Raw genomic sequence first — 25,928 nt, 5'->3', positions numbered from 1 at the left:
GCGACAGGGGACGACGCCGGACCGGCGGCGGGAGCGGGCGATGCCCGGACCGGCTCGGGGGGAGAGGCGGCGTTCGGAGCGGCGGAGAGCTTGGTGTCCGGACCGGCGGAGTGGGTCGGCCGCGTGGTGCCGGGTTGTGTGGGCAAGCCCTCCTAGGCTGGTCGATCACCTACCAGAACGCCCGAGGGAGCCCCGCGCATGACCATCCGCGTCCAGCCCATCACCCGCGCCGAGCACCTGGCGTTCGTCGCGGCCCGCCCCTCCGTCAGCCATATGCAGATCCCCGCCTGGGGCGAGGTGAAGCAGGACTGGCGGGCGGAGAGCCTGGGCTGGTTCGACGAGAGCGGGCGGCCGGTCGGGGCGGGCCTGGTGCTGCTGCGGCCGCTGCCGAGGCTGAAGCGGTATCTCGCGTATCTGCCGGAGGGGCCGGTGATCGACTGGTTCGCGCCCGACCTGGAGCGGTGGCTGGAGCCGATGCTCGCCCATCTCAAGGCGCGGGGCGCGTTCTCGGTCAAGATGGGCCCGCCCGTCGTCGTACGCCGCTGGAGCGCGGACGCGGTGAAGGCGGCGATCGCGGATCCGGGCGCGCGGCGGCTGGGGGACGCGCGGGCGACGTCGGACGAACCGCGCGCCCGTGACCTCGCGGACCGGCTGCGCCGTATGGGCTGGCGGCGGACCGAACCCGGCGGCGAGGACGGGTTCGCGGTCGGGCAGCCCCGCCATGTCTTCCAGGTGCCGTTCGCCGGACGGTCGCTGGAGGACATCCACGCCGGTCTCAACCAGCAGTGGCGGCGCAACGTCAAGAAGGCGGAGAAGGCCGGCGTGAAGGTCGTGCGCGGCGGCCCCGAGGACCTGCCGGTGTTCTACGGGCTGTACACCGAGACCGCCGAGCGCGACCGCTTCGTCCCGCGCCCGCTGTCCTACTTCCAGCGCATGTGGAGCGCGCTCACCGCCGAGGACCCCGACCGGATGCGGCTCTACCTCGCCCACCACGACGGCGAGGTGCTCGCCGCGGCCACCATGCTCACCGTCGGTGACCATGTCTGGTACTCCTACGGCGCCTCCACGGTCCGCAGGCGCGAGGTGCAGCCCAGCAACGCCATGCAGTGGCGCATGATGAGCGACGCCCACCGACTGGGGGCCGCCGTCTACGACCTGCGGGGAATCACCGACACCCTGGAGGAGTCCAACCACCTGCTCGGTCTGCTCCGCTTCAAGGTGGGCACCGGCGGCCAGGCCGTGGAATACCTCGGCGAGTGGGACTTCCCGCTCAACCGGCTGCTGCACAAGGCGCTGGAACTGTATCTGGCCCGCCGCTGAGGGCGTTCGGCATCGGATTCTCAGGTCCTCGGACCAACTCCCAGGCCCGCGAGCGACATGCGCACCACGAGCACCACGGGCAGCATCACGCACAGCGCCACCGTCCTCGCCCGGCATCCGGCCGGGCTTCCAGGACAGCCCCACACAGGGTTCACACGCCTGACCGAGTCCATTACCCTGGACTCGGTAGTACACCACGATGAACAAACCCCCGAGTCAAGCACCTGGACCGCCCGTGAGCCCGACCCCCGCCCCGACGTCGACCCCGTCCCCGACCAGGGTCGCCTCCTCCGTGCGTCGCGGGGGCTCCCTCGGCCCTGTCGGGCTGGTGTTCGCCGGCGGGGTCTCCGTGCAGTTCGGCGGAGCCCTGGCGGTGACCCTGATGCCGCGGGCCGGCGCGCTCGGTGTGGTGAGCCTGCGCCTGCTGGTGGCGGCGGTGGTCCTGCTCCTGGTCTGCCGGCCTCGGCTGCGCGGGCACTCACGTACCGACTGGGGCACGGTCGTCGTCTTCGGCGTCACGATGGCGGCGATGAACGGCCTCTTCTATCAGGCGGTCGACCGCATCCCGCTGGGCCCCGCCGTCACCCTCGAAGTCCTCGGGCCGCTCGCCCTCTCGGTCTTCGCCTCCCGGCGTGCGATCAACGTCGTCTGGGCGGGACTGGCCCTCGCGGGCGTCTTCCTGCTCGGCGGCGGAGGCTTCGGTGACCTCGACCGCGCGGGTGTCGCCTTCGCCCTGGGCGCGGGCGCGATGTGGGCGGCGTACATCGTCTTCAGCGCGCGTACGGGCCGCCGCTTCCCGCAGGCCGACGGACTCGCCCTCGCGATGGCGGTCGGCGCGTTGCTGTTCCTGCCGCTGGGGCTCGCCGAGTCGGGCACGAAGCTTCTCGATCCGGTGATCCTCGGCCTCGGCGCCGGCGTGGCCGTGCTCTCCTCCGTCCTCCCCTACACCCTCGAACTCCTCGCCCTGCGCCGCCTGCCCGCCTCCACCTTCGCGATCCTCATGAGCCTGGAACCGGCCATCGCGGCCACGGCCGGCTTCCTCGTCCTGGATCAGGCCCTCTCCGCCCTGCAGGCGGCGGCGATCGCCCTGGTCGTCGCGGCGAGCATGGGCGCGGTGCGCACACAGGTGGGACGCGCGCGGCCGAAGCGGCTGGAGCCGGTCGCCTGAGCACGGTCGCCTGAGCACGGCCGCCTGAGTGCGGTCGCCGTGCAGCCCGTCGGCGCGCGGCAGATCCCCCACCCACCGCGCCCGACCATGCGACGGGCCTGACGGACCTGACGGGCCGGGCAGACCGAGCAGACCGGACGGCCCGGACGCCCGCCGACAGGGTCCGGCTCAATTCATGCAAGCGTGCTTGATTGTTTATTGGCACGCTGCCATGCTCCTCACCACACCGCGCCGCACACCGCCGTGCCCGAGGGGAGCGCCATCGTGTCCGACCCGACGCCCGTGATCGACGACCTGCGCGAGGAGAGCGAGGAACTCGACCGGCTCGTGGCCGGGTTGAGCCCGCGCGAGTGGGCGCTCCCGACCCCCGCGCCCGGCTGGACCGTCGCCCACCAGATCGCCCACCTCGCCTGGACCGACCGCTCGGCCCTGCTGTCCGTCACCGACGAGGACGGCTTCCGCAGGCTCGTCGAGAAGGCGCTCGCCGCGCCGGAGTCGTTCGTCGACGAGGGGGCGCGGGAGGGAGCCCTCGTCCCGCCCGCCGAACTGCTGGAACAGTGGCGGGACGGCCGCGCCGCACTCGACAAGGCGCTGCGCGCCGCCCCGCCCGGCGCCCGCTTCCCCTGGTACGGCCCACCCATGTCGGCCGCCTCCATGGCCACCGCCCGGCTCATGGAGACCTGGGCCCACAGCCAGGACGTGGCGGACGCCCTCGGCGCGGCGCGCCCGCTCACCGACCGGATCCGGCAGGTGGTGTGGCTCGGGGTGCGCACCCGGGACTTCGCCTTCGGCGTCCACGGAGTCACCCCGCCCGCCGACGCCTTCCGCGTCGAACTCGTCTCGCCCTCCGGCGAGCTGTGGACGTACGGCCCCGAGGACGCCCCGCAGCGCGTCACCGGCCCCGCCCTCGACTTCTGCCTCCTCGTCACCCAGCGCGCCCACCGCTTCGACCTGGCGCTGCGCGCCGAGGGCCCCGACGCCGACCGCTGGCTGGACATCGCGCAGGCCTTCGCGGGCCCGCCCGGCGCCGGCCGTCCGCCGACGGGCGAGGCGGCCGCCCGGTGACGACCCTGCGCATCGGCAACGCGTCCGGCTTCTACGGCGACCGCTTCGACGCCCTGCGCGAGATGCTCACCGGTGGCGAACTCGACGTACTGACCGGCGACTACCTCGCCGAACTGACCATGCTCATCCTGGGCCGCGACCGTCTGAAGGACCCGGCGGCCGGCTACGCCCGCACCTTCCTGCGGCAGCTGGAGGAGTGCCTCGGTCTCGCCCACGAGCGGGGCGTACGCGTGGTGACCAACGCGGGCGGGCTGAACCCGGCCGGACTGGCGGACGCCGTTCGCCGGCTGGCCGACCGGCTCGGCATCCCGGTCCGCGTCGCCCATGTCGAGGGCGACGATCTGCGGGCCCGCTATCCCGACCGCCTCGCCGCCCACGCCTACCTCGGCGGCTTCGGTGTCGCCGCCTGCCTGCGGGAGGGCGCCGACATCGTGGTCACCGGCCGGGTGACGGACGCGGCCCTGGTCACGGGACCCGCCGCCGCCCACTTCGGCTGGACGGCGGACGACCACGACCAACTGGCCGGAGCCGTCGTCGCCGGGCACATCCTGGAGTGCGGGACACAGGCCACCGGCGGCAACTACGCCTTCTTCCACCGGGGCACCGACAACGCCGACCACGGCGCCCGTGCAGACCACGGCGCCCGGCCCGAACAAGGCGGCCTGGGCGGCGGCGATATCCGCCGCCCGGGGTTCCCGCTCGCCGAACTCCACGCCGACGGCAGCTGCGTGATCACCAAGCACCCCGGCACCGGCGGCTTCGTCGACGTCGGCACGGTCACCGCCCAGCTCCTCTACGAGACCGGGCCCGCCCGGTACGCGGGCCCCGACGTCACCGCCCGGCTGGACACCGTACGGCTCACCCAGGACGGACCCGACCGGGTGCGCGTCGAGGGCGTGACCGGGGAGGCCCCGCCGCCGACCCTCAAGGTCGGCCTCAACACCCTCGGCGGCTTCCGCAACGAGGTCGTCTTCGTGCTCACCGGCCTCGACATCGAGGCGAAGGCCGCGCTGGTGCGGGAGCAGATGGCGGACGCGTTCGCCAAGGCACCTCCCGCAGAGATCCGTTGGGACCTGGTCCGCACCGACCGGCCGGACGCCGACACCGAGGAGACCGCAAGCGCGCTGCTGCGGCTCGTCGTGCGCGACCCGGACCAGACGGCCGTCGGACGGGCCCTGAGCGCGGCGGCGGTGGAGCTCGCGCTCGCCAGCTACCCGGGCTTCCATGTGCTGGCACCGCCCGGGAAGGGCGCGCCCTACGGGGTCTTCGAGGCCGACCACGTGCCCCAGGACACCGTCGGCCACCTGGCGGTCCTGCCCGACGGACGCCGGATCCCGGTGCCCGCCGCCCACGACACCCTCGTACTGGACGACGTACCGGAACCACCCCTGCCCGAGCCGTGGCCGGCGACGGCTCCGACCCGGCGGGCCCCGCTCGGGCTCGTCGCCGGGGCCCGCAGCGGCGACAAGGGCGGCAACGCCAACGTCGGCGTCTGGGTCCGGACCGACGACGCCTGGCGGTGGCTGGCGCACACCCTCACCGTCGAACGGCTGCGCGAGCTGCTGCCGGAGACCGCCGGGCTGGCCGTCGTCCGGCACGTCCTGCCCAACCTGCGCGCCCTCAACTTCGTCGTCGAGGGCATCCTCGGCGCCGGAGTCGCCGCCCAGCATCGTTTCGACCCGCAGGCCAAGGCCCTGGGCGAGTGGCTGCGCTCCCGTCACCTGGACATACCGGAGGCTCTGCTGTGACGGTCCTTCCGTCCGCGCTGGACGTCGACGGCCCGGACCACCGGGCCCACCGCGAGACCATGCTCGCCAAGCTCGCCGACCTCGACGCCGAACACGCGAAGGCGCTGGCCGGGGGCGGCCCGAAGTACGTCGACCGGCACCGCGGCCGCGGCAAGCTGCTCGCCCGGGAGCGCATCGAGTTGCTCCTCGACCCCGACACGCCGTTCCTGGAGCTGTCGCCGCTGGCCGCCTGGGGCAGCGAGTACACGGTGGGTGCCTCGCTGGTCACCGGCATCGGAGTGGTCGAGGGCGTGGAGTGCCTGATCACCGCCAACGACCCCACCGTGCGCGGCGGCGCCAGCAACCCGTGGAGCCTGAGGAAGGCCCTGCGCGCCAACGACATCGCGCTCGCCAACCGGCTGCCCTGCATCAGCCTCGTCGAGTCGGGCGGCGCCGATCTGCCGTCCCAGAAGGAGATCTTCATTCCCGGGGGCGCGATCTTCCGGGATCTGACCCGGCTGTCGGCCGCCGGGATCCCCACCCTCGCCGTCGTCTTCGGCAACTCGACCGCGGGCGGCGCCTACGTCCCCGGCATGTCCGACCACGTGATCATGGTCAGGGAGCGGGCGAAGGTCTTCCTCGGCGGTCCGCCGCTGGTGAAGATGGCCACCGGGGAGGAGAGCGACGACGAGTCGCTCGGCGGTGCCGAGATGCACGCGCGCGTGTCCGGTCTCGCGGACTACTTCGCCGTCGACGAGCGGGACGCGCTGCGCCAGGCGCGCCGTGTCGTGGCCCGGCTCAACCACCGCAAGGCGTACGGCGATCCGGGCCCGGTGACTCCGCCCAAGTACGACCCGGAGGAACTCCTCGGGATCGTCCCCGGCGACCTCAAGATCCCCTTCGACCCGCGCGAGGTCATCGCCCGGATCGTCGACGGCTCCGACTTCGACGAGTTCAAGCCGCTGTACGGGACGAGCCTCGCCACCGGCTGGGCCACCCTGCACGGCTATCCCGTCGGGATCCTGGCGAACGCCCAGGGCGTGTTGTTCAGCGCGGAGTCCCAGAAAGCCGCCCAGTTCATCCAGCTGGCCAACCAGCGCGACATCCCGCTGCTGTTCCTGCACAACACCACCGGCTACATGGTCGGCCGGGAGTACGAGCAGGGCGGCATCATCAAGCACGGCGCGATGATGATCAACGCGGTCAGCAACTCGAAGGTGCCCCATCTGTCCGTCCTCATGGGCGCCTCCTACGGCGCCGGGCACTACGGCATGTGCGGACGGGCGTACGACCCGCGCTTCCTGTTCTCCTGGCCCAGCGCGAAGTCGGCGGTGATGGGCCCGCAGCAGCTGGCCGGTGTGCTCTCGATCGTCGCCCGGCAGTCGGCCGCCGCGAAGGGGCAGCCCTACGACGACGACGCCGACGCGGCCCTGCGCGCCATGGTCGAGCAGCAGATCGAGTCCGAGTCGCTGCCGATGTTCCTGTCCGGGCGCTTGTACGACGACGGCGTCATCGACCCGCGCGACACCCGCACCGTCCTCGGCATGTGCCTGTCGGCCGTCCACACCGCGCCCTACGAGGGCGCGCGCGGCGGCTTCGGCGTCTTCCGGATGTGAGGTCCCGAACGTGATTTCTTCCGTCCTCGTCGCCAACCGCGGCGAGATCGCCTGCCGTGTCTTCCGCACCTGCCGTGCGGCCGGGATCCGGACGGTCGCCGTGCACTCGGACGCCGACGAGCACGCCCTCCACGCGCGCGTGGCGGACGCGGCGGTACGGCTGCCGGGGGCGACCCCGGCCGAGACGTACCTGCGCGGCGACCTGATCGTGAAGGCGGCCGTCGCCGCCGGCGCGGACGCCGTGCACCCCGGCTACGGCTTCCTCTCCGAGAACGCCGACTTCGCGCGCGCCGTCCTCGCCGCGGGGCTGGCCTGGATCGGGCCGCCCCCCGAGGCGATCGAGGCCATGGCGTCCAAGACCCGCGCCAAGGAACTGATGGGCCTCGCCCCGCTGCGCGAGGTCACCGCGTCCGACCTGCCGGTGCTGGTGAAGGCGGCGGCGGGCGGCGGGGGGCGCGGGATGCGGATCGTGCGCCGACTGGACGACCTCGACGCCGCGCTGGCGGGCGCGCGGGCCGAGGCCGCGAGCGCCTTCGGGGACGGCGAGGTCTTCGTCGAGCCGTACGTCGAGAACGGGCGCCATGTCGAGGTGCAGATCCTCGCCGACACCCACGGCACGGTGTGGGCGCTCGGCACCCGCGACTGCTCCCTCCAGCGCCGCCACCAGAAGGTGATCGAGGAGGCGCCGGCGCCCGGGCTCCCCGAGGAGCTGGAGCGGGAACTGCACACCCTCGCCGTGCGCGCCGCACGCGCCGTCGACTACGTGGGCGCGGGTACGGTCGAGTTCCTGGTCGCCGACGGCACGGCGCACTTCCTGGAGATGAACACCCGCCTCCAGGTCGAACACCCGGTCACCGAGGCCGTGTTCGGTGTCGACCTGGTCGCCGAGCAGATCAGGATCGCCGAGGGGCAGGCCCTGGCGATGGACCCGCCACGCGCGCGTGGTCACGCCGTCGAGGCCCGGCTCTACGCCGAGGACCCCGCCCGTGACTGGGCCCCGCAGACCGGCACCCTGCACCGTCTCGCCGTCCCCGACGGCGTCCGCCTCGACACCGGCTACACCGACGGCGACGAGATCGGCGTCCACTACGACCCCATGCTCGCCAAGGTCGTCGCCCACGCCCCCACCCGCGCGGAGGCGGTCCGCGGCCTCGCCGGCGCCCTGGAACGGGCCGCGGTCCACGGCCCCGCCACCAACCGCGACCTCCTCGTCCGCTCCCTGCGCCACGAGGAGTTCACCGCCGGACGCATGGACACCGGCTTCTACGACCGCCACCTCGCCGCGCTCACCGCCGCCGGGCCGGCCGACCCGCACGCCCCGCTGGCCGCCGCCCTCGCGGACGCCCACGGCCGCTCCCGCTTCGGCGGCTGGCGCAACCTGCCCGCACAGCCCCAGACCAAGCGCTACGCGATGGCGGGCGAGGAACACGAGGTCCACTACAGCCACACCCGGGACGGCCTGGCCGCGGACGGTGTGCGCGTCGTACACGCCGACGCGCGTCTGGTCGTCCTCGAAGTGGACGGCGTGCGGCGCAGGTTCGAGGTCTCCCGCTACGGCGACCAGATCCACGTCAACGCCACGACCCTGACCGTCCTGCCCCGCTTCCCCGACCCGACCGCGCAACAGGCCCCCGGCTCCCTCCTCGCCCCGATGCCGGGCACGGTCGTGCGGATCGCCGAGGGGCTGACCGTAGGGGCGGCGGTGCGAGCCGGTGAGTCCTTGCTGTGGCTGGAGGCGATGAAGATGCAGCACCACATCTCGGCACCCGCCGACGGGACCCTCACCGCCCTCCCCGTGACCGTGGGCCGGCAGGTGCAGGTAGGCACGTTGCTGGCAGTGGTACAGCCCGACTGAGGGCGCGGCGCCGCATCCGAACGCGGCCCCGCGGCCCGAGCGCGACCAGCCCCGACGAACCCGCACTCGAAGGAGCACCATGAGCACCCTCATCGAGCCCGAAGAGCACAAGGACCTCCGCGCGGCCGTCGCCGCCTTCGGCACCCGCTACGGCCGCGCGTACCTCACGTCCGTCGTGGCGGAGGGCCGCTATCCCACCGAGCTCTGGCAGGAGGCCGCCAAACTCGGTTACCTCGGCGTCAACCTGCCGGAGGAGTACGGCGGTGGAGGCGGCGGCATCGCCGAGCTCTCCATCGTCCTCGAAGAGCTCGGCGCGGCCGGCTCCCCCCTCCTGATGCTGATCGTCTCGCCGGCCATCTGCGGCACGGTCATCGCCCGCTTCGGCACCGAGGAGCAGAAGCGGGCCTGGCTGCCCGCCCTCGCCGACGGCAGCCGCACGATGGCCTTCGGCATCACCGAACCCGACGCCGGTTCCAACTCGCACCGCATCACGACCACCGCCCGCCGGGACGGCGACAGCGGGGACTGGCTGCTCACCGGCCGCAAGGTCTTCGTCTCCGGCGTCGACATCGCCGACGCCACCCTCATCGTCGGCCGGACCGAGGACGCCCGTACCGGCAGCCTCAAGCCCTGCCTGTTCATCGTCCCGCGGGACGCCGAGGGCTTCTCCCGGCGGCCGATCGACATGGAACTGCACGGCGCGGAGAAGCAGTTCGAGCTCGTGCTCGACGAGGTGCGGCTGCCCGCCGAGGCCCTCGTCGGCGACGAGGACGCCGGTCTGCTCCAGCTGTTCGCCGGCCTCAACCCGGAGCGGATCATGACGGCCGCCTTCGCCATCGGCATGGGGCGCTACGCACTGTCCCGGGCGATCGAGTACGCGCGCGACCGCACCGTCTGGAAGGCCCCGATCGGTGCCCACCAGGCCATCGCCCACCCCCTCGCCCAGGCGCACATCGACCTCGAACTGGCCCGGCTGATGATGCAGAAGGCCGCGTACCTGTACGACGCGGGGGACGACGTCGGAGCGGGCGAGGCAGCCAACATGGCGAAGTACGCGGCGGGGGAGGCCTGTGTGAAGGCCGTCGACCAGTCCGTGCACACCCTCGGCGGCAACGGCCTCACGCGCGAATTCGGCCTCGCGACATTGATAACTGCCTCGCGCGTGGCTCGTATTGCTCCGGTGAGCCGGGAGATGATTCTCAACTACGTCTCCCACCAGACCCTGGGTCTGCCCAAGTCGTACTGATCCAGCACACCGTTGTGCGAGGAGGAACCGTGTTCCGCAGCGAGTACGCAGACGTCCCTGTCGTCGAACTCCCCATCCACGAAGCGGTACTGGGCCGGGCCGCCGAGTTCGGGGACACGCCCGCGCTCGTCGACGGCACGGACGGCACCACCCTCACGTACGAACAGGTCGACCGGTTCCACCGGCGGGTCGCCGCCGCTCTCGCCGAGGCGGGCGTGCGCAAGGGCGACGTGCTCGCCCTGCACAGCCCCAACACGGTCGCCTTCCCCGTCGCGTTCTACGGCGCCACGCGTGCCGGGGCCTCCGTCACCACCGTGCACCCGCTCGCCACGCCGGAGGAGTTCGCCAAGCAGCTGCGCGACTCGGCGGCCCGCTGGATCGTCACCGTCTCGCCGCTGCTGGCGAGCGCGCGCCGGGCCGCCGAACTCGCGGGCGGCGTCCAGGAGATCTTCGTCTGCGACAGCGCGCCGGGACACCGCTCCCTGATCGACATGCTCGCCTCGACGGCGCCGGACCCGGTGGTCGACATCGACCCCGCGCAGGACGTCGCCGCCCTGCCGTACTCGTCCGGGACCACGGGCATACCCAAGGGGGTGATGCTCACCCACCGCCAGATCGCCACCAACCTGGCCCAGCTGGAACCGGCCGTCGACACCGGCCCCGGCGAGCGCATCCTCGCCGTGCTGCCGTTCTTCCACATCTACGGTCTGACGGCCCTGATGAACGCGCCGCTGCGCAAGGGCGCCACCATCGTCGTCCTCCAGCGCTTCGAGCTGGAGAGCTTCCTCGCGGCGATCCAGAACCACCGCATCACCGGCCTGTACGTGGCGCCGCCGATCGTGCTCGCCCTCGCCAAGCACCCGGCCGTCGCGCAGTTCGACCTGTCGTCGCTGCGGTACATCGTCAGCGCCGCCGCGCCCCTGGACGCCGAACTCGCCGCCGCCTGCTCCCGGCGCCTGGGCCTGCCGCCCGTCGGCCAGGCCTACGGCATGACGGAACTGTCGCCCGGCACCCATGTCGTCCCCCTCGACGCGATGCACGAGGCGCCCGCCGGGACCGTCGGCAGGCTCATCGCCGGCACCGAGATGCGGATCGTCTCCCTCGACGATCCCGACAAGGACCTCGACATCGGCGAGCCCGGCGAGATCCTGATCCGCGGACCCCAGGTCATGAAGGGCTACCTGGGCCGCCCCGACGCCACCGCCGACATGATCGACGCCGACGGCTGGCTGCACACCGGAGACGTGGGCCATGTAGACGCCGACGGCTGGCTGTTCGTCGTCGACCGGGTCAAGGAACTCATCAAGTACAAGGGCTTCCAGGTCGCCCCCGCGGAACTGGAGGCCCTGCTGCTCACCCACCCCGGCATCGCCGACGCCGCCGTCATCGGCGCCTACAACGACGACGGCAACGAGGTCCCGCACGCGTACGTGGTCCGCCAGCAGGCCGCCGCCGACCTCTCCGAGGCCGAGGTCATGATGTACGTCGCCGAACGCGTCGCCCCCTACAAGCGCGTCCGGCAGGTCACCTTCATCGACGGGGTGCCGCGGGCCGCCTCCGGGAAGATACTGCGCCGAGAGCTGAGGGAGCGGACGTGACACTGGTCGGCCGTACACGCGCGCGTGGCGTCGAGACGCTCAGCCTCGACGCCACCGCCAACCGCAACGCGCTCTCCGCGGCGCTCGTCGGCGAACTCGCGGACGCCCTGACCGACTGCGCCAAGGACACCGACGTGCGCGCGGTCGTCCTGACCCACACCGGCAACACCTTCTGCGCCGGCGCCGACCTGCGCGACCCGCCGCATCCGGACGCGCTGGTCGGCCTGCTGCGGCAGATCGTCGAGCTGCCCAGACCGGTGGTCGCCCGGGTCACCGGACACGTCCGCGCGGGCGGCCTGGGCCTGCTCGGCGCCTGCGACATCGCGCTCGCGTCGAGCGAGGCCACGTTCGCGTTCACCGAGGTGCGGATCGGGGTGGCGCCCGCCGTCATCTCGCTCACCCTGCTCTCCCGCACGGACCCGCGCGCCCTCGCCCGCTACTACCTCACCGGCGAACGCCTCGACGCCGCCGAGGCGGCCCGCATCGGCCTGCTGACGGCGGCGGGCGACGCCGCGGACGACATCGACGACGTACTGGCGCCCGTCCTGGACGGTCTGCGCAGGGCCGCCCCGCAGGCGCTGGCCGAGACGAAACAGCTGCTCACGGCTAGGGTGCTGGAGGCATTCGACCGGGACGCGACCGACCTCACCGCGCTCTCGGCCCGGCTGTTCTCCTCCGCGCAGGCGCGGGAGGGGATGACGGCCTTCCTCGAACGACGGGATCCCGCATGGGTGCTGTGACCACGGCCGAACGCGACCGCGCCCCCAAGCAGGACCGCAGCCGGGCCACTCGGCAGCGGCTGCTGGAGGCCGCCGTGGCCTGCCTCGCCGAACACGGCTGGGCGGGCTCCACGGTCTCCGTCGTCGCCGAACGCGCGGGAGTCTCCCGGGGCGCTGCCCAGCACCACTTCCCGACCCGCGAGGACCTGTTCACGGCGGCGGTCGAGTACGTCGCGGAGGAACGCTCCGGTGCCCTGCGCGCCCTGTTCCCGCAGGGCGCGGTGGGGGACCGGAGCGAGGTGGTGGCGGCCCTCGTCGACCTCTACACGGGCCCGCTCTTCCGGGCCGCCCTGCACCTGTGGGTGGCCGCCTCGAACGAGGAGCAGCTGAGCCCGCGGGTGACCGAACTGGAGGCCCGGGTCGGCCGCGAGACCCACCGGATAGCCGTCGAGCTGCTGGGCGCGGACGAGTCCCGGCCCGGGGTCCGTGAGACGGTCCAGGGCCTGCTGGACATGGCCCGCGGCCTGGGCCTGGCCAACCTGCTCACCGACGACCGGCCGCGCCGCGAACGGGTGGTGGCGCAGTGGGCGGCCGTCCTCGACCGGGCGCTCGGCGACGACGGGCCGCTCGGCGACGACCGGGCGCTCAGGGCCGGCCAGGCACTCGGCGACGACCGGGCGCTCAGGGACTGAGCCGCTCCGCCCGCCAGCCGCCGTCCGCCTCCGCCACGTACCGGAGCCGGTCGTGCAGCCGGTTCTCCCGGCCCTGCCAGAACTCCACCGTCCGCGGGGCCACCCGGAAGCCGCCCCAGTGCGGCGGGACCGGGACCTGTTCGCCCTCCGGGTAGCGGGCGGCCAGCTCGGTGTACGAGGCGTCGAGCTCGGCGCGGGAGGGGACGACGCTGGACTGGGCGCTGGCCCAGGCTCCCAGCTGGGAGCCGTGCGGCCGGGTGCGGAAGTAGGCGGCCGTCTCGTCCCGGCCGGTGCGCCGGGCGACGCCCTGGACGATGACCTGGCGGGCCATCGGATGCCAGGGGAACAGCAGCGAGACGTACGGGTTCTCCGCCAGGTCACGGGCCTTGCGGGAGTCGTAGTTGGTGTAGAAGACGAAACCCTGCTCGTCGAACTGCTTCAGCAGCACCGTACGGGAGCTGGGCTGTCCGGCCGCGTCCGCCGTCGAGACGATCATGGCGTTCGGCTCGAACAGGTGCGCCTCGGCCGCGGCCTGCTTGAACCAGCGCGCGAACTGTTCCACGGGCGTGGCGGCCAGGTCGGACTCGGCGAGACCCTCGGCCCGGTACTGCTTGCGCATCGAGGCGGGGTCCGGGGGGAGGGCGTCGTGGGCGGCGTTCACGCGGTCATCCTGCCGTATGCGCGGGCGCCGCCGGGCGGTGTCCCGCATCATGGAGGTGGCACTCAGTGCCGCGGACTCTCCCCAAAGGTGACACTCAGGGATATGGTGCTGATGACGTTCCGGTCGGGTGACCGCCGACCGCACGGGGCATCACCAGGGTGACCGCCCGGGACCGCGAGTCGTCGGGGACGACCGTGGAGCCGCAGGGCGTCACCGCTTCCCACCGTTCGACCCGTCACCTCCCCGGTCTCCACAACATCATCTGTCGCACGCATCATGAGGAGCCGCCTGATGTCCGACTTCGTACCCGGACTCGAAGGAGTCGTAGCGTTCGAGACGGAGATCGCCGAACCGGACAAGGAGGGCGGCGCGCTGCGGTACCGGGGCGTCGACATCGAGGACCTGGTCGGCCACGTCTCGTTCGGCAATGTCTGGGGCCTGCTCGTCGACGGCGCCTTCAACCCCGGCCTGCCGCCCGCCGAGCCGTTCCCGATCCCCGTGCACTCCGGTGACATCCGCGTGGACGTCCAGTCCGCGCTGGCCATGCTCGCGCCGGTCTGGGGCCTCAAGCCCCTGCTCGACATCGACGCCGAGCAGGCCCGCAACGACCTCGCCCGCGCCGCCGTCATGGCACTGTCCTACGTCGCCCAGTCGGCGCGCGGCCAGGGCCTGCCCATGGTCCCGCAGAGCGAGATCGACAAGGCGCAGTCCGTCGTCGAGCGCTTCATGATCCGCTGGCGTGGCGAGCCCGACCCCAAGCACGTGGCCGCCGTCGACGCCTACTGGACCTCCGCCGCCGAGCACGGCATGAACGCGTCCACCTTCACCGCCCGTGTCATCGCCTCCACCGGCGCGGACGTGGCGGCCGCCCTCTCCGGCGCCGTGGGTGCCATGTCCGGCCCGCTGCACGGCGGCGCGCCCTCCCGCGTCCTCGGCATGATCGAGGAGATCGAGCGGACCGGGGACGCGGAGGCGTACGTCAGGAAGGCCCTCGACAAGGGCGAGCGCCTGATGGGCTTCGGCCACCGCGTCTACCGCGCCGAGGACCCCCGCGCGCGCGTGCTGCGCCGCACGGCCCGGGAACTGGGCGCACCCCGCTTCGAAATCGCCGAGGCCCTGGAGAAGGCGGCCCTCGAAGAACTCCACGCCCGCCGCCCGGACCGGGTCCTGGCGACGAACGTCGAGTTCTGGGCGGCGATCATGCTGGACTTCGCGGAGGTCCCGGCGCACATGTTCACCTCGATGTTCACCTGTGCCCGCACGGCCGGCTGGTCGGCGCACATCCTGGAACAGAAGCGCACCGGCCGCCTGGTCCGCCCGTCGGCCCGCTACATCGGTCCGGGGCCGCGCGACCCGCGCGAGGTCGACGGTTTCGCGGACATCGCGGACTGAGGCGGGACGGGTCCAGGCACGCGCCGGGCGGCCTTACACCGGGCGGCTCACGCGGGGCTCAGCAGCTCCGCGTGATGCCGCTCGGCGACCAGCGGGTGCGCCCGCAGCTTGCCCTTCAGCTCGTTGTAGCCGTACTCGGCGAACAGCGGATTGGCCGGGTCGTCGGTCACGCCGGGTGCGGTGGAGGCGTGCGGGAAGGGCAGCGGCTCGACGCGCGCGTCCAGACGGGGGTTGTAGAAGAAGGGCACGGAGAACCGCTCTACGGCGGCGGGCGGTGACACGACCCGGTGGTTGGTGGCGACGAGATACCCGTTGGTCGCCACCTCCAGCAGCTCACCGAGGTTGACCACGAACGCCCCGTCCAGCGGCGGGACGTCGTGGAACAGCCCGTCCGCGCGCTGCACCTGGAGTCCGCCGACCCGGTCCTGGAGCAGCAGCGTCAGGAAGCCGTAGTCCTTGTGCGCCCCCACGCCCTGGTCGGCGCCGTCGCCCGAGCTGCCCGGATACCGCACCAGCTTCAGGTGCGGATGCGCGTGCTCGCCGAAGACGCCGTCGTAGAAGCCGGGAGGCGCCCCGATGGCCTCGAACAGCTCGTGCAGCAGCCGCTCGGCGACGCCGCTCAGCCGTTCGATCCAGCGCAGCGCGGCGGCCCGCAGCTCCGGCAGCGCGGCGGGCCACTGGTTCGGCCCCTCCAGCCACCAGTAAGCCGGTTCGCCGGCCCCGGGTGTCCGGGCCGGCCGCTCGGCCCCGATGTCGAGCTGGTCGCGCCAGTCCCGTCGGCCCCCGGTCCGCTCGTCACCGGTGCGCGTGTACCCCCGGAAGTGCGGCGAGTTCACGTTGTCGAGCGCGAGCCGGTCGCTCTCCGGCAGCGCGAAGAACCGCCGCATGGCGGTCAGGAGCGAACCGGTCTCCTCCTCCGTCACACCGTGCCCCACGAGCTGGAAGAACCCCACGTCGTGCGCGGCACTGTGCAACCGCGCGTGCAGCAGCGCACGGGCCTGCGGACCACGGGCGGCGGCGGAGAGATCGATGATCGGAAGTTGCTGGTACGTCATGGGACACGTCCGCGAGGTGTACGGGCGAGCCCGGAGCACCGCACGGACAGCGCGGGACACGGGCGCCGGATGAATGAGGAGAAACCGGAAGGCCGGAAGGCAACAAGCCGGGAAGCGCGGAAACGCCGCCGAAGCACAGGAGCGCGGAAGCGAGGAGGCGAGGAGGCGAGGAGGCGCGGAAAAACGGGGCCGGACTGCTCAGACCGAGCGTCGACAGCCCATGTTCGTGACGCGGCCGTAGTCCACGTGGCGGCGTCGAACGAGCGAAAGCATGCGGTCAGGATACTGCGCGTCGAAAAATCCGTACGTGACGCCGGTCACCGCCCGCAGATCCTCCGGAAATCCCCGGGAACGCAGACGACCCGCGAGTCAGGTCCTCCACAGGAGGGTCCGGCCGGACGTACCGGCGACTCGCGGGTCGGGTGACTGCCTGGGATTGGGCCGGCTGCACGCGTGTCTCACGCGCTGGTCCGGCACCGCACTCGGTGTGATGACGGGCCGCTAGCCCGCAGCCACCTCACGCGTCCGGTTTCCATACATCTGCCGAACCACCTCCCTTCTCGTGTGCTCGCCACCTTAAGAACGCTCCCGCCACGGATCAACCTCTTTTCGGCGTTCGTGCTCCCCTGCCGTTTCGCGCAGCGAGAACACGGCGGAACACGGCGGAACGCGGTGGGACACGGTGAGAACGCTGAGGCGGTGGGGACAGGAGTGGCGGGCGGGGCCGATCCCGTTGACGCGCGCGTGCGGACACGGTTCGCTGCTGCCGTGGCAGATCTTCGTATGGAGCCCGTGAGCGGCGAGAGCATGGTGGAGCAGTGGCGGCACGTCCACAACGTGATCGTGCCGCCCGCCGCGATGTCCGAGGACGAGGCGCGGGAGCGCGCCGGACGGTACCGGCTGGAGAACGCCTACCTCGGTGACGTGCTCGTCGGCTGCTCGACAGTGCGGCCCCCGGAGGGCGAGACCGCCGTCGCGACCGTCATCGCGCGGGTACTGCCCGAGCACCGGCGGCAGGGCTTCGGCGCGGCACTGTACGAGAAGGGGCTCGCGCACGCGCGCGGGCTGGGTGCCCGGGTGATCGAGACGGTCGTGCTCGCCGCCAACGAGGACGGGGTCCGGTTCGCCGAGGCGCGTGGGTTCGTCGAGACCGACCGGTACGTGCTGGACGGCGAGACCGATCTGTGGCTGGAGTTGCGGCTGGAGACCTCCGTCGCATAGGTACGCGTAGGTCTGTGTAGGTCCGCCTAGGTCCCTCCGTACAACGATTCCTTCAATCTTGTGAGAACTTGGTGTGTGCTGCATCACGTTCGAGTTGAATGATTGCAAGTGACGCAGCCTGCAGGGGGTCCAGGTGAGTGCTTCCCGGCGTAGTGGGACCACCGACGAGCTGGGGCCGGACGAGCCCGAACAGCCCGGGCGGGAGGCTTCGGACGGTTCGGACCTGCTCGCCGCGCTGCTGGACGGCATGGACGCGGCCCTGTGCGCCTTCGACGCGGACGGGGTCGTCACCCACTGGAACCGGGAGGCCGAACGGATCCTGGGCTGGACGGCGGCGGAGGCGGTGGGCCGGCCCGGGTTCGCCGGCTGGGCCGTACGCAGCGCGGACGCCGAGGAGGTCGAGGGGCGGCTGATGGCCGCCATGCGGGCCTCCGGCCGTCAGGTTCACGAGTTCGCGCTGCTGACCAAGGACGGCGGCCGGGTGCTCGTGCGCACCCAGTCGGCCGCCGTGCGCGGTCCCGACGGGACGCCCGCGGGCCTGTACTGCGCCTTCAGCGAGGTACACGCGCAGATCGACCTGGAGCGGTCCATCGCGCTGAGCGAGGCGCTGTTCGAGAACGCGAGCTGGGGCGTCGTCCTCGTCGACGCAGATCTGCGGCCCGCCGTCGTGAACGAGCACGCGGCCCGCGCGCTGGGCGTCGGGCGTACGGCGGTGCTGGGGCGGCCGCTCGGTGAACTGCTCGCCCAGGGCGTCGAGGAGCTGGAGGGCGCGCTCACGTATGTGCTGGCCGAGGGCGCGCCGCCCGCGCCCGCAGAGATCTGGGTGAGCGTGCGCACGCCGGAGGGCGAGAAGCGGCGCTGCTGGCGCTGCGGCTTCCTGCGGCTGTCCTCGCCGCTCGCGGAGGAGCCGGTCCCGCTGGGCGTCGGCTGGCTGTTCCAGGACGTCACGGAGGCCAAGCAGGGCGAGCAGGGGGCGGCGCTGCTGCGCTTCCGCACCAATCAGCTGCACCGGGCGGCCCGCGCGGCGGCGGAGTGCGAGGATCCGGCCGAGGCCGCCGTCGTCCACCTCGACTTCGCGCTCGCCGGGTTCGCCGACCACGCCCTGATCGACCGTGCGGCGGGCGGCGCGGTGGCCGACGGCGAGGTGGCCGCGGGGCCGGTACGGCTGGTCCGGATCGCCCAGACCCCGTCCGGCGCGCCGGGGCCGAGCCTGCTCACCGGGCAGGCCGGGCTGCCCGTGCGTTACGCCCCGGGGCACCCGGCGTTCCAGGCCATGGAGCGGACCGGGGCCGTGCGCTCCAGCGTCGGTTCCGTCTCCGCCGAGCGGGCGCGCGAGTGGGCCGTGGGCCGCCAGTGGCCGCCGGACACGATGCACGCGCTGTGCGCGGTGCTGCGCAGCCGGGGGCGGACGCTGGGCGTCGTGACGTTCCTGCGCTGCGGCGGCCGCAGCACCTTCGAGCGGTCCGACACGGCGTACGCGGAGGACGTGGCGGTGCGCATCGCATGCGCCCTCGACCTGTCCGGGCTCGTCGGCAAGTAGCCCTCCGGCGGCCGCGCGCGGCCGTAAGCCGGTGCGGGTCACCGCGGGCGGTGCCGGCCGGCGCGAGGCACGGTTCGGCCACTGCCCGCCGTGCCGGCCGGCGCGACGCACGGGTCACCGCCCGCCGTGCGGGCCCCCTTCGGTCACTGCCGGTAGAAGATCCGGTCCCGGTACTCGTCCATGATCCGGCTGTTCCAGTCGTGGCCGCCGTCCACGTTGCCGGAGCGCAGCAGCGGGGGCTCGATGCCCCGGTCGGCGAGCGCGCCGGCCGCGGTGGCCATGACCGCCTGGAGCAGCGCCGAGGTGACGACGGTGGAGGCCGGGGCGAACGGGGCCGGGATGCTGTCGAGGCTGAGCTCCGCGTCACCGACCGCGATCTTCGAGTCGAGGACCAGGTCGCAGTGGTCCTTCAGGTACGTCCCCGAGGAGTGCCGGGAGGTCGTCTGCGTGGCGTACGCCACCGATGTCACGCCGATGACCTTCACGCCGAGGGCCCGGGCGTTCATCGCCATCTCCACCGGGAGGGCGTTGCGGCCCGAGAGGGAGATGATCACGAGCACGTCGCCCGCGCGCAGCGGCGAGGACTCCAGGACGGCGCTCGCGAGCCCGTCGACGCGCTCCAGGGCGGAGCCGAGGGTGGCCGGCATCACGTCGACGCCGACGACGCCCGGCACGACGAGCAGGTTCATCAGGGCGAGACCGCCGGCGCGGTAGACGACGTCCTGGGCGGCGAGCGAGGAGTGCCCGGCGCCGAAGGCGAAGAGACGCCCGCCGGCGGCCACGGTGTCGGCGAGTAGTTCGCCGGCGGCCTCGATGGCCCCGGCCTCCTCGTCGCGCGCCCGCCGCAGCAGGCTGATCGCGGCGTCGAAGAACTGGCCGGCCGGTGTGCTCTCGCCCATGCGATGCCCCTTCGCAGCGTCTGACGGCGTCTGTGCCGCGGATCACCGTGCGGTCTGGACCAGTACCGTGTCAATACGGCGACGTGGGGCGCGCCGCGTTCGGCTGGACACCCCGCCCAGGTGCCACTCGGTGCCCGCGGACACCACGCAGAAGCGCGTGACGCCCTCGTTTCAACGGCGCGGCACGGTTGTCAGTGGTATGCGTCAGAATTGAAGCCAGGGCCAGCGCACGCGCCGCGGAGCCAGCCGCGCTTCCGGCAGATCTCATTTAGGGGCACGTATGTCCGGACTGATCGACACCACGGAGATGTATCTCCGCACCATCCTCGAGCTGGAGGAGGAAGGTGTGGTCCCGATGCGCGCCCGGATCGCCGAGCGGCTCGACCAGAGCGGGCCGACCGTCAGCCAGACGGTGGCACGGATGGAGCGCGACGGACTGGTGTCCGTGGCCAGCGACCGTCACCTGGAGCTGACGGACGAGGGCCGCAGGCTGGCCACGCGCGTGATGCGCAAGCACCGGCTCGCCGAGTGCCTCCTCGTCGACGTGATCGGCCTGGAGTGGGAGCAGGTGCACGCCGAGGCATGCCGCTGGGAGCACGTGATGAGCGAGGCCGTGGAGCGGCGCGTGCTCGAACTGCTCCGCCACCCGACCGAGTCGCCCTACGGCAACCCGATCCCCGGCCTGGAGGAGCTCGGCGAGAAGGACGGCGCCGACCCGTTCCTGGACGAGGGGATGGTGTCCCTGGCCGATCTCGACCCCGGCCAGGAGGGCAAGACGGTCGTGGTGCGCCGGATCGGCGAGCCGATCCAGACGGACGCGCAGCTGATGTACACGCTGCGTCGGGCGGGTGTGCAGCCCGGTTCGGTGGTGAGCGTGACGGAGGCCGCCGGCGGTGTGCTGGTGGGCAGCGGTGGCGAGGCCGCGGAGCTGGATCCGGACGTCGCCTCGCACGTGTTCGTCGCCAAGCGCTGAGTACGCCGAATCGCAGCGGTCCGACGCTTCGCGTGCCAGGCTGTCGCATGAGGCATACGGCCTGAGGGGGGCGGGGAGGATGTGCCGCAGAGACGTGGATGGCCCCGGCGCCCTGAGGCGCCGGGGCCTGTCCTCCCCTGTGCTGACCCGGAGCCCCGAGCTCCCAGGGTCATCCCCGTCGGACCGTTTTCCCCGAGCGATCCGCCTCCCGTTGAAGATCTCCCCTCGGCGGCGGCGATCATTCCTTGAGAGGGGTCACTCGAACGAGGGTTATTGGCCGCCGAGAAGGCATTTTCCGAACGTGCGTTCGATAGTCTGCGCGTGAGTCTGCGTAGAGTCCGTAAATGTGGATGAGGGACAGCGGTACCACGGCAACGACGGCAGACAGCAAGCGGTTCACAGGACCGGCCGGCTCGAGCGGTCCGAGCGGAGCTAGGGGGGTGCCAGGACCTATGGCGCGACGCATCGACGTGACCGGGGCGGGCGGCGTGAGTCTCGCCGCCTGGGAGTTCGGCGACCCTCCCAAGAGCGACCCGGCGAAGTTGGTGCCGGAACAGGCAGGACCGCCCGAGCGGGGCGCGACGGCGGACCCGGAGTCCACACCGGTCACACCGGCCACGCCCGGCGTGCTGTTACTGCACGGTCTGATGGGCCGTGCCTCGCACTGGGCGTCCACCGCCCGCTGGCTCTCCGAGCGGCACCGCGCGGTCGCCCTCGACCAGCGCGGCCACGGACAGAGCGAGAAGCCCCCGCGAGCCTCTTTCACCCGAGAGGCCTACGTCGAGGACGCCGAGGCCGCCCTGGAACAGCTCGGCCTCCCCCACGCGGTCGTCATCGGCCACGCGATGGGCGCGCTGACCGCCTGGCAGCTCGCCGCCAAACGCCCCGACCTGGTGCACGGCCTGATCATCTGCGACATGCGGGCCTCCGCCCTCGGCGCCGCCTCGCAGCGCGAGTGGGCCGACTGGTTCAAGTCCTGGCCCGTCCCCTTCGCCACCCTGGCCGACGTCCGCAAGTGGTTCGGCGAGGACGACCCCTGGGTGGAGCGCCCCAACCCGGCCCGCGGCGAGTTCTACGCCGAGGTCATGCACGAGTCCCCCGACGGCTGGCGCCCCGTCTTCGAGCCCGAGCAGATGCTGAAGTCCCGCGAGACGTGGGTGTACGACGCGCACTGGGAGGAGCTCGCCCAGGTCCGGTGCCCCGCCCTGGTCGTCCGCGGTCTGGACGGCGAGCTGGGCCGTGCCGAGGCGCAGGAGATGGTCCGGGTGCTGCCCGGCGGGGAGTACGCGGAGGTGGCCGAGGCCGGCCACCTCGTCCACTACGACCAGCCGGAGGCGTGGCGGACGGCGATCGAGCCGTTCCTGGACGGCGTACTCACTCCCTGAGCCCGTGTCCGTCCGGGGGCCGCGCTCCTGGGCCTGTGTGCGTCCGGGGGCCGTGCCCCCTCAGTCCGTGTGCGTCCGGGGGCTGTGCTCCTGAGCCCGTGTGCGTCCGGGGGCTGCGCTCCTGGGCCTGTGTCCGTCCGGGGGCCGCGCTCCTGGGCCTGTGTGCGTCCGGGGGCCGTGCCCCCTCAGTCCGTGTGCGTCCGGGGGCTGCGCTCCTGGGCCCGTGTGCGTCCGGGGGCTGCGCTCCTGAGCCCGTGTGCGTCCGGGGGCTGCGCTCCTGGGCCCGTGTCCGTCTGATGGGCCGCGCTCCTTGAGCCCGGTCCGTCCGGGGGCCGTGCCCCCTCAGTCCGTGTCCGTCCGAGGGCCGTGCACCCCTCCCTGAGCCCGACGTCCGTCCCGGACCGCCGCACCCTCTGTGCCCGACGTCCCGCCCCAGACCGCCGCGCTCCCTCGGCCCCGACCCGCTTACCCCTTGCTGACCGCCGCCAGTATCTCCGGCAGTCGCGCTGCCGTGCGCGGAGCGGCCAGCCGCAGACCCAGCAGGGTGACCCCCGCCCCGTACACCGTGCCCACCGGCAGCAGCAGCCAGGCCCACGCGTCGCCGTCCGCGCTGACGTTCAGCCAGATCGTCAGCGCGATCACCGGCGCGCACAGCAGGGCGGCGGAGAGCATGCCGCCGAAGATGGCGATCCAGGCGAGGCCGGTCTGCCCGGGGGCCACGTTCTTGTAGCCCTCCTGCGGAATGGAGTACGGGAAGCGGGCCGAGGTCCAGGCGCCGGTCGCCAGCATCGCCCCCAGCAGCGCGAGGGACAGCCCCAGCGCCTCGGGCAGCCGGGACCAGTCGCCGAGCATGGCGGTCGTCAGGACCGTGACGAGGGTGGCGTACGGGAGCGTGATCAGCAGCAGCGCGAGCGCCCGCGCCCGCAGCTCGGCGTACGCGTCGCGCGACGAGGAGATGGTCATCGCGACCATCCAGAACGCGGAGGTGTCCTGACCGAACTGGTTGTACATCTGAATGCCGAGCATCCCCGCGGCGAAGCAGGCGAAGTAGATCGAGCCGGTGCCCTGCAAGGCGTTGAACACCGGCACGATCAGACCGATGGCCAGCGACGTCACCCAGGCCGCCTTGGTCTTGGGGTCGCGCCAGACGTAGCGCAGGCTGCGCTCCATGACGGTGCCGGTGCGGCCGGCGGGCAGCAGCCGGGTCAGACCCGACGACGTGTCGCGCTCGCGCGTGCCCGACTCCGCGGCCGGCAGCGTCGATCCGTCGGGCGCGGTCATCAGCCGCGTCAGACTGCGCGCCCACGCCGCCACCAGCAGCGCCAGCGCGGCCACGGTCAGCGCGACCTGGGCGACGGCGACGCCGTACGCCCCCTCGCTCACCGAGTGCACCGCCCCGATCGCCGACGCGGGCGGCACCCACCGCACCACGTCGTACACCGGGTCCAGCTGGGCCAGGCCCGACGAACCCAGGCGCTGCGCGCCGAAGTTCACGACCTGCGCGCCGACCGCGACGACCAGACCGCTCAGCACCGCCAGGTCGCGCCCCTTGCGGCTGGTCAGCAGCCGGATGTTGGCGGCGGCGACGGCCCGCGCGAGGGCCACGCAGACCAGCAGCGCGAGGACGACGGCGGCGACCGCGACGACGCAGGCCGCCGTCCCGTGCGCCACGGAGATCACCGATCCCAGGAGCAGCAGCAGGGTGAACAGCGGGCCGATACCGACGAGTGAGGCCGCCAGCAGCGCCCGTACCAGCGGACGGGGCCGCAGCGGCAGCATCACCAGCCGGGTCGGATCCAGGGTCTCGTCGCCGCTGGGGAAGAACAGCGGCATCACCGCCCAGCCCAGACCCAGTACGGCCGTCAGCAGGACCACCAGGGACGCGGCGTGCGCGTGGCCGCGCAGTGCGATCAGGCCGAGCAGCTGGAGCGCGGCGAACAGGAGGGTGACGACGGCGGAGGCGATGAAGGCGGCCCGCCGGCCGCCGGACTGCCGCAGTCCGTTGCGCAGCAGGGACAGCTTCAGCCGGACGACGGTGGAGGTGAGACGGGCCGGACCGGGGACGGGGGAGGCCGTGCTCGTCATCGGGCCCCGCCGCCCAGCCAGTCGAGGTCGGAGCCGGTGTCGCGGCCGTGCGCGCCGACCAGTTCGAGGAACGCCTGCTGGAGCGTGGGGGCGTCGCCGCGTACCTCGTCGAGGGGGCCGTGGGCGCGGATACGGCCCGCGGCCAGCACGGCGACCCAGTCGCACAGCGACTCGACCAGCTCCATCACATGGGAGGAGAAGACGACCGTGGCGCCCGAGGCGGTGTACCGCTCCAGGACGCCCCGGATGGTCTGCGCGGACACCGGGTCGACGCCCTCGAACGGCTCGTCGAGGAAGAGGACCTCGGGATTGTGGAGGAGAGCGGCCGCGAGCCCGATCTTCTTGCGCATGCCGGTCGAGTAGTCGACGACGAGCTTGTGCTGCGCGCCGGCCAGGTCGAGGACGTCCAGAAGCTGGGCGGCCCGCTTGTCGACCTCGGCGCCGGGCAGCCCGCGCAACCTGCCGGAGTAGCCGAGCAGTTCCCGCCCCGACAGCCGCTCGAAGAGCCGCAGGCCCTCCGGCAGCACTCCGATCCGCGCCTTCACCTCGACCGGATCCCGCCACACGTCGTGCCCGACGACCTCGACGCTGCCCTGGTCGGGCCGCAGCAGCCCGGTCACCATCGACAGGGTGGTGGTCTTCCCGGCTCCGTTCGGCCCCACCAGACCGATGAACTTGCCCGCGGGCAGGTCCAGATCGATCCCGGCGACGGCGATCTGCTGCCCGAACCGCTTCCAGAGCCCCTGTACTCGTACGGCCGCTGTGCCCACCACTGCTCCCTCCGTCTCCGAGCACCCTACGGTGGAACAGCCGACCCTCAGGGCGCGGGACCGTGACGACATGCGGCTCCGCCGCGCGGGGCGGGATCAGCCCCGCCACCGCCCCCGCGACGAGTCACCGGCCACCGGCGACGAGTCATCCGTCACCGGCCTCCCGAGGCCGCCGAACTACCGGTCCCGTCCGCACGCATAGGCGAGCGGTGACATCAACTCCTCCGCGTCCGGCAGCCACCGGTTCGCGGGAGTCGGCCGGCACGCCCACTGCACGGCTCCCCGCGAACCGAACCGGGTGGGCGGCGCGGCCACGTACGTCCCTTCCCCGAGCGGGACCAGGTCCAGCGACGCGGGCGACCATCCCAGTTTGCGCACCAGCTCCGGCACCTTCGCGGCCCCTCCGGGCAGCACGAAGAAGTGCATCCGCCGGTCCGGCGCCGACGTCACCGGTCCGAGCGTCAGCTCCATCCGTTTCATCCGGGCCAGCGCCAGGAACCCGGCCGTCTCCGGCACGGAGATCGCGTCGAACGTACGCCCGGTCGGCAGCAGGATCGACGCCGTCGGCTGCTTCTGCCACATCCGGCGCGCGACGGTGGCACTGCCGGTCGCCTGCGTCGCCCAGTCGTCGCGCGCCGGATGCGCGCCGGGCGCGTCGCACCCGGCCTCGCCGCAGGAACAGCGCTGCACCCCCTCGACGGCTTCCAGCCAGGTGCCGGGAAACACGTCCCAGTGGCGCTCCTCGGCGTAGCGTACGGCGGTCTCCAGCAGTGATTCCCCACGCTGCTTCGGAATCTGGGCGGCATCGGTGGCCGGGATCGTCTCTTCCACGCTCACTCAACTCCCGCGCCCACCTCGGGTTACGGCTGTAGCGCGCGCGGGGGAGGAGCATCGATTCCGCGTCTGGGGCGCATGGATGCACGTGAGGGGGCGCGCGGGAG

Annotated in this window: 21 protein-coding genes; 15 read left to right on the top strand and 6 right to left on the bottom strand. The window is 72.8% G+C overall.

What is annotated here, in order from left to right; genetic code table 11:
- Window positions 1-198 precede the first annotated feature (198 nt).
- From ACFV0T_RS17675 to ACFV0T_RS17630, 10 genes are all read left to right on the top strand, one after another.
- Entirely contained in the window at window positions 199-1,320 is a 1,122-nt protein-coding gene (locus ACFV0T_RS17675) for a lipid II:glycine glycyltransferase FemX (RefSeq protein WP_385779460.1), read from the top strand.
- Between the two features lie 292 nt (window positions 1,321-1,612).
- Window positions 1,613-2,488, top strand: coding sequence for a DMT family transporter (locus ACFV0T_RS17670; RefSeq protein ID WP_385779606.1), 876 nt, complete (start codon window positions 1,613-1,615; stop codon window positions 2,486-2,488).
- 264 nt (window positions 2,489-2,752) lie between these two features.
- Window positions 2,753-3,553: a TIGR03084 family metal-binding protein gene (locus ACFV0T_RS17665; protein ID WP_385779458.1), complete on the top strand. Its 801-nt coding sequence runs from the start codon at window positions 2,753-2,755 to the stop codon at window positions 3,551-3,553.
- Window positions 3,550-5,301 (top strand): acyclic terpene utilization AtuA family protein, encoded by a 1,752-nt coding sequence (locus ACFV0T_RS17660; protein ID WP_385779456.1) that lies wholly within the window; start codon window positions 3,550-3,552, stop codon window positions 5,299-5,301. Before ACFV0T_RS17665 ends, ACFV0T_RS17660 begins: the two co-directional genes overlap by 4 nt.
- Window positions 5,298-6,896 carry an acyl-CoA carboxylase subunit beta gene (locus ACFV0T_RS17655; protein WP_385779454.1) on the top strand — a complete coding sequence of 533 codons (1,599 nt, stop codon included), beginning with the start codon at window positions 5,298-5,300 and terminating at the stop codon, window positions 6,894-6,896. The genes ACFV0T_RS17660 and ACFV0T_RS17655 overlap by 4 nt, the downstream gene beginning before the upstream one ends.
- Window positions 6,897-6,906: 10 nt before the next feature.
- The gene (locus ACFV0T_RS17650; protein ID WP_385779452.1) at window positions 6,907-8,751 is read left to right on the top strand and encodes a biotin carboxylase N-terminal domain-containing protein; all 1,845 of its coding nucleotides are present in this window, start codon (window positions 6,907-6,909) and stop codon (window positions 8,749-8,751) included.
- A gap of 79 nt (window positions 8,752-8,830) precedes the next feature.
- Window positions 8,831-9,997 carry an acyl-CoA dehydrogenase family protein gene (locus ACFV0T_RS17645; RefSeq protein WP_385779450.1) on the top strand — a complete coding sequence of 389 codons (1,167 nt, stop codon included), beginning with the start codon at window positions 8,831-8,833 and terminating at the stop codon, window positions 9,995-9,997.
- A gap of 29 nt (window positions 9,998-10,026) precedes the next feature.
- Window positions 10,027-11,595: a 4-coumarate--CoA ligase family protein gene (locus ACFV0T_RS17640; RefSeq protein WP_385779448.1), complete on the top strand. Its 1,569-nt coding sequence runs from the start codon at window positions 10,027-10,029 to the stop codon at window positions 11,593-11,595.
- Entirely contained in the window at window positions 11,592-12,335 is a 744-nt protein-coding gene (locus ACFV0T_RS17635) for an enoyl-CoA hydratase family protein (protein WP_385779446.1), read from the top strand. The genes ACFV0T_RS17640 and ACFV0T_RS17635 overlap by 4 nt, the downstream gene beginning before the upstream one ends.
- Window positions 12,323-13,006: a TetR/AcrR family transcriptional regulator gene (locus ACFV0T_RS17630; protein WP_385779444.1), complete on the top strand. Its 684-nt coding sequence runs from the start codon at window positions 12,323-12,325 to the stop codon at window positions 13,004-13,006. The genes ACFV0T_RS17635 and ACFV0T_RS17630 overlap by 13 nt, the downstream gene beginning before the upstream one ends.
- On the opposite strand, the gene pdxH is transcribed toward ACFV0T_RS17630, so the two are convergent.
- The gene (gene pdxH, locus ACFV0T_RS17625; RefSeq protein ID WP_385779604.1) at window positions 12,996-13,625 is read right to left on the bottom strand and encodes a pyridoxamine 5'-phosphate oxidase; all 630 of its coding nucleotides are present in this window, start codon (window positions 13,623-13,625) and stop codon (window positions 12,996-12,998) included. The two genes, ACFV0T_RS17630 and pdxH, sit on opposite strands and share 11 nt — an antisense overlap.
- A gap of 333 nt (window positions 13,626-13,958) precedes the next feature.
- On the opposite strand from pdxH, the gene ACFV0T_RS17620 reads away from it, so the two are divergent.
- Window positions 13,959-15,059 (top strand): citrate synthase 2, encoded by a 1,101-nt coding sequence (locus ACFV0T_RS17620; protein ID WP_385779442.1) that lies wholly within the window; start codon window positions 13,959-13,961, stop codon window positions 15,057-15,059.
- A 47-nt stretch (window positions 15,060-15,106) separates the two neighbouring features.
- Here ACFV0T_RS17620 and ACFV0T_RS17615 read toward each other — a convergent pair whose 3' ends face one another.
- The gene (locus tag ACFV0T_RS17615; RefSeq protein ID WP_385779440.1) at window positions 15,107-16,114 is read right to left on the bottom strand and encodes an isopenicillin N synthase family dioxygenase; all 1,008 of its coding nucleotides are present in this window, start codon (window positions 16,112-16,114) and stop codon (window positions 15,107-15,109) included.
- Between the two features lie 768 nt (window positions 16,115-16,882).
- Here ACFV0T_RS17615 and ACFV0T_RS17610 point away from each other — a divergent pair.
- The gene (locus ACFV0T_RS17610) at window positions 16,883-17,335 is read left to right on the top strand and encodes a GNAT family N-acetyltransferase (RefSeq protein ID WP_385779438.1); all 453 of its coding nucleotides are present in this window, start codon (window positions 16,883-16,885) and stop codon (window positions 17,333-17,335) included.
- A gap of 133 nt (window positions 17,336-17,468) precedes the next feature.
- On the top strand, window positions 17,469-18,875 hold the full coding sequence (locus tag ACFV0T_RS17605; protein WP_385779436.1) for a PAS domain-containing protein: 1,407 nt from the start codon (window positions 17,469-17,471) through the stop codon (window positions 18,873-18,875).
- Between the two features lie 143 nt (window positions 18,876-19,018).
- On the opposite strand, the gene ACFV0T_RS17600 is transcribed toward ACFV0T_RS17605, so the two are convergent.
- Window positions 19,019-19,774: an SIS domain-containing protein gene (locus tag ACFV0T_RS17600; protein ID WP_385779434.1), complete on the bottom strand. Its 756-nt coding sequence runs from the start codon at window positions 19,772-19,774 to the stop codon at window positions 19,019-19,021.
- A gap of 280 nt (window positions 19,775-20,054) precedes the next feature.
- Here ACFV0T_RS17600 and ACFV0T_RS17595 point away from each other — a divergent pair, with 280 nt between their 5' ends.
- Together ACFV0T_RS17595 and ACFV0T_RS17590 are read left to right on the top strand one after the other, a co-directional pair.
- A complete protein-coding gene (locus tag ACFV0T_RS17595) occupies window positions 20,055-20,747 on the top strand; it encodes a metal-dependent transcriptional regulator (protein ID WP_385779433.1) in 693 nt (230 codons plus the stop codon).
- Between the two features lie 452 nt (window positions 20,748-21,199).
- The gene (locus ACFV0T_RS17590; protein WP_385779431.1) at window positions 21,200-22,132 is read left to right on the top strand and encodes an alpha/beta fold hydrolase; all 933 of its coding nucleotides are present in this window, start codon (window positions 21,200-21,202) and stop codon (window positions 22,130-22,132) included.
- 465 nt (window positions 22,133-22,597) lie between these two features.
- On the opposite strand, the gene ACFV0T_RS17585 is transcribed toward ACFV0T_RS17590, so the two are convergent.
- The 3 genes from ACFV0T_RS17585 to ACFV0T_RS17575 form a co-directional block, all read right to left on the bottom strand.
- Entirely contained in the window at window positions 22,598-24,217 is a 1,620-nt protein-coding gene (locus tag ACFV0T_RS17585) for a transporter (RefSeq protein WP_385779429.1), read from the bottom strand.
- On the bottom strand, window positions 24,214-24,990 hold the full coding sequence (locus ACFV0T_RS17580; RefSeq protein WP_385779427.1) for an ABC transporter ATP-binding protein: 777 nt from the start codon (window positions 24,988-24,990) through the stop codon (window positions 24,214-24,216). Before ACFV0T_RS17580 ends, ACFV0T_RS17585 begins: the two co-directional genes overlap by 4 nt.
- Before the next feature lie 174 nt (window positions 24,991-25,164).
- On the bottom strand, window positions 25,165-25,818 hold the full coding sequence (locus ACFV0T_RS17575; protein WP_385779425.1) for a bifunctional DNA primase/polymerase: 654 nt from the start codon (window positions 25,816-25,818) through the stop codon (window positions 25,165-25,167).
- Window positions 25,819-25,928: the final 110 nt, after the last annotated feature.

Origin of the sequence: Streptomyces sp. NPDC059582 (assembly GCF_042735715.1) — a bacterium.
In the GTDB taxonomy this organism is placed as follows: Bacteria; Actinomycetota; Actinomycetes; order Streptomycetales; family Streptomycetaceae; genus Streptomyces.
Note: the sequence above shows the minus strand (reverse complement) of the source record. Positions and strands in the feature narration are given on the sequence as shown.